This is a genomic window from Candidatus Symbiothrix dinenymphae (genome assembly GCF_001431085.1).
Map to the genome: position 1 here is coordinate 1 of NZ_BBRU01000400.1, position 5,869 is coordinate 5,869.

At 45.9% G+C, this 5,869-nt stretch carries 9 protein-coding genes; all 9 read right to left on the minus strand.

Features of this window, described 5'->3' with window-relative positions; genetic code table 11:
* Positions 1 to 753, minus strand: a 753-nt coding sequence (locus ASC50_RS04540; protein WP_158648435.1) for a DUF4270 family protein, incomplete at its 3' end; no start/stop codon positions are given.
* Positions 754 to 805: 52 nt separating this feature from the next.
* Positions 806 to 1,639, minus strand: coding sequence for a glycogen/starch synthase (locus ASC50_RS04545; RefSeq protein ID WP_055430867.1), 834 nt, complete (start codon positions 1,637 to 1,639; stop codon positions 806 to 808).
* Between the two features lie 86 nt (positions 1,640 to 1,725).
* Positions 1,726 to 2,325 (minus strand): GNAT family N-acetyltransferase, encoded by a 600-nt coding sequence (locus ASC50_RS04550; RefSeq protein ID WP_055430866.1) that lies wholly within the window; start codon positions 2,323 to 2,325, stop codon positions 1,726 to 1,728.
* 4 nt (positions 2,326 to 2,329) lie between these two features.
* On the minus strand, positions 2,330 to 2,503 hold the full coding sequence (locus tag ASC50_RS07220) for a hypothetical protein (protein WP_158648436.1): 174 nt from the start codon (positions 2,501 to 2,503) through the stop codon (positions 2,330 to 2,332).
* 122 nt (positions 2,504 to 2,625) lie between these two features.
* On the minus strand, positions 2,626 to 3,024 hold the full coding sequence (gene folK / locus ASC50_RS04555; protein WP_055430865.1) for a 2-amino-4-hydroxy-6-hydroxymethyldihydropteridine diphosphokinase: 399 nt from the start codon (positions 3,022 to 3,024) through the stop codon (positions 2,626 to 2,628).
* Positions 3,025 to 3,100: 76 nt separating this feature from the next.
* Positions 3,101 to 4,150 (minus strand): tRNA preQ1(34) S-adenosylmethionine ribosyltransferase-isomerase QueA, encoded by a 1,050-nt coding sequence (gene queA, locus ASC50_RS04560; protein WP_055430898.1) that lies wholly within the window; start codon positions 4,148 to 4,150, stop codon positions 3,101 to 3,103.
* A complete protein-coding gene (gene truB, locus ASC50_RS04565) occupies positions 4,125 to 4,835 on the minus strand; it encodes a tRNA pseudouridine(55) synthase TruB (RefSeq protein ID WP_055430864.1) in 711 nt (236 codons plus the stop codon). Before truB ends, queA begins: the two co-directional genes overlap by 26 nt.
* A complete protein-coding gene (locus tag ASC50_RS04570) occupies positions 4,832 to 5,626 on the minus strand; it encodes an undecaprenyl-diphosphate phosphatase (RefSeq protein WP_055430863.1) in 795 nt (264 codons plus the stop codon). Before ASC50_RS04570 ends, truB begins: the two co-directional genes overlap by 4 nt.
* Complete coding sequence (locus ASC50_RS04575) at positions 5,623 to 5,853, minus strand: DUF3098 domain-containing protein (protein ID WP_055430862.1); 231 nt, start codon at positions 5,851 to 5,853, stop codon at positions 5,623 to 5,625. Before ASC50_RS04575 ends, ASC50_RS04570 begins: the two co-directional genes overlap by 4 nt.
* Positions 5,854 to 5,869: the final 16 nt, after the last annotated feature.

The window sequence follows — 5,869 nt, forward strand, 5'->3', positions numbered from 1 at the left end:
TAGCACAGAGGCACTCGTAGCCACATAAGCCGAATCATTGCTATTTACATCTTTTGCCGTGTTTTTTCGCTGATAATACATGTAAATTTCCGTCTTTTCAACATTCAGCATACTGCCGGTTCCAAACGTAGAGGCAACATAAACGCCCGGGAAAAACGCTGTCATCGCCTCGGGCGAAGCATAAGCCCCATGTCCGGGCTTTTTGTACTCCACCAAAAAATCATCAAACTTTTCTTTGAGCAAATTGATAGAAACAACGCGGTAATACCCACTCGCAGTGGCTGCGTAAAGCGAATCGGAAATCGTCATATCGCGCGCCGTGTAGGTCTGCACCCCCCACGCAGTACTCATATTGCAAAAACGCGCAGGGTCAAAATTTTGCGTGTAATAATCCGGCGTTAAAGGAGTTGCGCTATTCACAGGATACACGCGCACCTCCATCGGCGCAATCGAATCGCCGGTATAGGTGGTGTATAAAATTTTCAACTGCACCGAGTCAATCCTTGCTACGATGCTGTCGCTGTCAAAGCCTGCTGTCGGATAAAATTGGCACGCATAACCCGCCGCAACAGTGCCGTAAGTGGGGTCGGAAAGTTTGCCCAGCAATCCGAAAATCGACTTGGCATAAATGTTGTCCATGCCAACTGTCGTGCCGGTCACGCGGAACGAATCGCTCTTAACCTCTATTCTGTCGTCCGGAGGCAGAATACCCATCCCAATGTCGTCAATAGCATCCTGACTACATGATGACAAGCAAAAAAATGCCAATAATACTATCATTGCGGGCATGACTCGCAATCCCCTTCTACTTTTTAACCTCATCTTTTTTGTCCGATAAAAGTAAATCATAAAACTCATTAAATTTCTCAATATAAACGTCTTCCGACTGAAAATCAAGGAACGGCACATTTTTTGACAGTGCATAGTCTTTCAAACCGTCCTGAATTTTGGGGCTGCCCTGAATCACACCGTCCGAAAAATCAATCGCCAGCTTGCTCAATGCCTCAAAATCCGGTTGTTTTTTAAGCCCCACCACATCCTTGTCTTTCACGTTTTCAATCTTCAATTTTTCGTAAAAATTGTTCGGAAAAGGAGTCGTCAAAGCATCATCATAGATGGAATACACCACTTTGGTGTGCTTGAAACAGGGGTCACTTTTGTAATGTTTCTTGATGTACAGAGGCACCAACGCCGAAATCCAGCCGTGACAATGGATTAAATCGGGTGCCCAACGCAACTTTTTCACCGTTTCCATCACGCCACGCGCATAAAAAATGGCACGCTCGTCGTTGTCGGCATATTCATCGCCATTTTCTTCGTGAAACAACAGTTTGCGTTGAAAAAAATCATCGTTGTCAATGAAATAAACTTGCATTCGCGCCGCTTGTATGGATGCCACCTTGATAATCAGGGGGTGGTCGGTGTCATCAATAATGAGATTCATGCCGGACAAGCGGATGACTTCGTGCAACTGATTGCGCCGCTCGTTGACTGCGCCAAATTTAGGCATAAAAGTGCGGATTTCCTTGCCCTTGTCGCGAATGCCGGGGGGCAAATGGCGCGCAATGTGCGACTGCTCCGACTCAACCAAATAGGGGGTGACCTCCGTAGTAATAAAAAGTACTTTTTTAACAGGCATACATATATTTCCTTTAATCAACCGCAAAGGTAGTGAAAAAAAATTTAATAGACGATGATTTTTGATGATAAAATTTTCTCAGCCATCTATCCTTTATCCGACAATAACATTAAATCGAAGTACATCAATCTTGTTTTTAGTTCTTTTTCGGGCGGCATTCCGATATATTCCTTCTCCTGTTCTTCCGTTGAAAAGAGATTTTGAAAACCATTTGTTTCGTAATAATGCCTTGTAATTTCGTTGTTATAGGCATCAACGGTAAGGAAACGGCAACCTGCCCAATTCGCAGGCAAGAGTACCGCTGATTTAATGATAGCCAATAACTCCGAGCCAATGCCCTTTTTGCGAAATGCTATATTTACCCCCAATCGGCAAACTAATACGGCAGGATAACTACTTAAATGCTTCTCATGAGGAATGAGCGCTGTCACTTTTTTGCGACGACTACCGGGCAAATGCTTGACATCCATACTCGAATTGGCTAATGTGAAAACACAAACTATTACAGACGGGTCTGCATCCAACCGATAGCAATACGACTTGCCCAGCAATTGCCCATTAAAATTATCAGCATCGTTAATAAAAAAATCGTCCAAATCTGCATCACCGCAGCTAAACGATTGACACTGCCCCAACACATCCGTGTCAAACGAATGGATGGTACAAAACTCCTGAAGAAATCCCATGTAGTTATCTTTTTAACGTACCTTTTTGTACTGCTTTTTCTATCATTTCCCGACATGCAACAAATTGTTCGGAAAAATCAATTGACCCGCGGTGTTCCTCTGCCCATCGCGCATTTTGCTCAAATCGTTCTGCTACCTCACCCTCAAGGACGGGTATGCTTCTAACCGGTATTGCCATAATATTTTTATTTTTAAATGTTTATGGCGCAAAGGTAACTGTTTAAAATGACTTTACCAAATTTTCTCTAATCAAACTTGCCCGATGCGCCCCCCTCAATTCAGCACTCAACTATCGCAACATCAGCGGATTTCCTCCAGTGGCTCCAGCACAAATGCACGTTGTTTATAGAGCGGATGCGGCAAAGTCAGTTCGTCGGACTGCATCACCACATCATCGTAGAGGATGATGTCGATGTCGATGAGGCGGTCGTGATAGTGATTGTCCGTTTTTGGCCGCCTGCCCATTTGCTGTTCGATGGCTTTGACGGTGTGCAGGAGGTCTATTGGCGACAAATCTGTTTGCAAGCAGACCGCCATATTCAGGAAGCTGTTTGTGGATTCAAAACCCCATGGTGCCGTTTGGTGGACAGATGAGCGGGCGGTGATGGTGCCCGCCTGTTGGTTCAGAAAGTCGATTGCGGTGCGCAAATTGGTTTCTTTCTCGCCCAAATTGCTGCCTAATGCCAAATATGCTACCATAGCAGTTATCAGTTACCAGTTACCAGTTATCAGTTTCCAATTATTTGGTAACTGGTAACTGGTAACTGATAACTGGCTATAGGATTAGCATTGCGTCGCCATATACGCCGAAGCGGTATTTTTCTTTTAGGGCTACTGAATAGGCCTCCATCAGGAAGTCGTAACCGGCAAAAGCGGCTGCCTGCATCATCATGATGGAATGGGGCAGGTGAAAATTGGTTACCGTGCTGGTCACGAGCACAAAGTTGTATTCGGGGAAGATGAACTTGTTTGTCCAGTCATTATACGGCTTGAGATAGCCCAGCGCGGTGGTTGCCGTTTCCATTGCACGCAACACAGAGCCGCCAATGGCGCACACCTGCTTGCGAGCGTCTTTGGCTGTGTTGACGATTTTTTCGGCATCTTCACCAATGATGAGTGGTTCGGAGTCCATTTTGTACTTCGTCAAATCCTCCACGTCGATGTCGCGGGAATTGCCCAAGCCGAAGTGGACGGTGATGTAAGCCAGTTCGCAACCCTTGATTTCCAGGCGTTTCATCAATTCGCGACTGAAGTGCGCTCCTGCGGCAGGTGCGATGACGGCACCTTCATTTTTCGCAAAAATTGTCTGGTAGCGCTCAATGTCGAGCGGCTCAGACTTGCGTTCGATGTAGGGCGGCAGGGGCATTCCACCCAGCGAATACAGTTCTTTTTTAAACTCTTCGTGCGTTCCGTCAAAGAGAAAACGCAACGTGCGACCGCGCGAGGTGGTGTTGTCGATGACTTCCGCCACCATCGTTTCGCCTTCACCAAAATACAATTTGTTGCCAATGCGAATTTTGCGAGCCGGGTCAACGAGAACGTCCCAAAACAGTTTCTCCTGACTCAGTTCGCGCAACAAAAACACCTCAATAACCGCGTTGGTACGCTCCTTGTTGCCATACAAGCGGGCAGGAAACACCTGCGAATCATTAAACACCAGCGCATCTCCTTCGTTAAAATAGCCCAAAATATCCTTGAATATCTTGTGCTCTATTTTACCCGTTTTGCGGTTCAGAACCATCAGGCGCGACTCATCGCGACGTTCTGACGGATATTGCGCAATCAACTCTTTGGGCAATTCAAATTTGAATTTCGACAATCTCATTTCTTTCATATCGTACCTCCATTTTATCTAAATCGTTTATACTCAAACATTTATCTAATGTAACATCACCAATGCGGGTGCGTACCAAACTTGTCAGAAAAGCACCGGAGCCGAGTGCTGTACCTATGTCGCGCGCCAATGCCCTGATGTAGGTGCCTTTGCTGCACACCACCCTGATTTTTAATGCCATCCCCTCAAATTCCAACAACTCTATCTCATCAATCACCAACTCCTTCGCCTTCAAATCCACCTCCAAACCCTTGCGAGCGAGGTCGTAAGCGCGATTGCCATTCACTTTCACTGCCGAATACGCAGGCGGCACTTGCTGAATTGTCCCCACAAACATTGGCAAAACCTGCTCTACAAGTTCGCGCGTGATGTGCGCCGTTTCATACGTTTTGTCAATCGCCGTTTCCAAGTCGAACGATGGGGTTGTAGCCCCCAGCCGCAATGTGGCAACATATTCCTTCGTTTGGTATTGAAATTCATCAATCCGCTTCGTGGCTTTGCCCACGCACACAATCATCACACCCGTTGCCAAAGGGTCTAACGTGCCCGCATGACCCACTTTCAGCTTTTTTATGCCCCACTCGCGCGATAGTTTGTACCGCAATTTATTGACCAAATCAAACGACGTCCAATTCAAAGGCTTATCCAAATATAAAATCCCCTCCTCACTCATCATATAATCTGCAAATCATAACCCATCGCCAGCAAAATCAAAATTGTGCCACCTACGATGATGCGATAATATCCAAACGGCTTGAACCCGTACTTTGTCAAAATATTGATAAACAATCCCATGGCAAAAAATGCCACTACGAACGCTACAAGGTTGCCAATGAGCAAAATAGTCAGGTTGGCGGACAATACTTCGCGCTCGACAGGCTCTCTGAGCAACCCAAAAAGTTTGTAAGCCGTTGCCGCAAACATCGTTGGCACAGCGAGGAAAAATGAAAACTCCGCTGCGTGTCGGCGACTCAATTTTTGCGCCATACCGCCCACAGTCGTTGCCATAGAGCGCGAAACGCCCGGAATCATCGCAAGACATTGACAGAAGCCAATAATCAGGGCTCTTTTGGTAGTTATTTCTTGATTTCGCGACACATGGGAAAACAGTTTATCGGCAAACAGCATGAAAACACCACCCGCAATCAGCATCGTGGCAATGACAGGCACATTTTCAAGCAAAAGGTCAATTTTTTTGCCCAACAAAAGCCCCACGACCGCCGCCGGCAAAAATGCTATCAAAAGTGTCTTGTAAAACTTCCAATTTTCAAAAAAACGGTGATGATAAAGCACTACTACTGCGAGAATTGCCCCAAACTGGATGATAACGGTAAACGCCTTCACGAAAGGGGTCGGTTCCACGCCGCAAACAGCCTCCGCAATAATCATGTGACCGGTCGAAGACACCGGCAAAAACTCCGTCAGCCCCTCAACAATCGCAATAATGATGGTTTGCAGTATAGTCATTCTTTTTCTTTAAATAAAATGGCATAAACAACTAACGCAAAGCCCAATAGCGTAACAATCGGAGCCACCGTAATGCGTCTGAAACTAAAAATACTGGGGTCAAACCGGCCTGCTCCCTCAATCGTTTGACCACCCGCCATCAGCACAAAGCCCACAATGATGACAACAATTGCCGCCGCCAATAAAATGAAATTCTTTTCCCCAAAAACTAATTCTTTTTTATCCATGTTTTTTTGTTTTTAA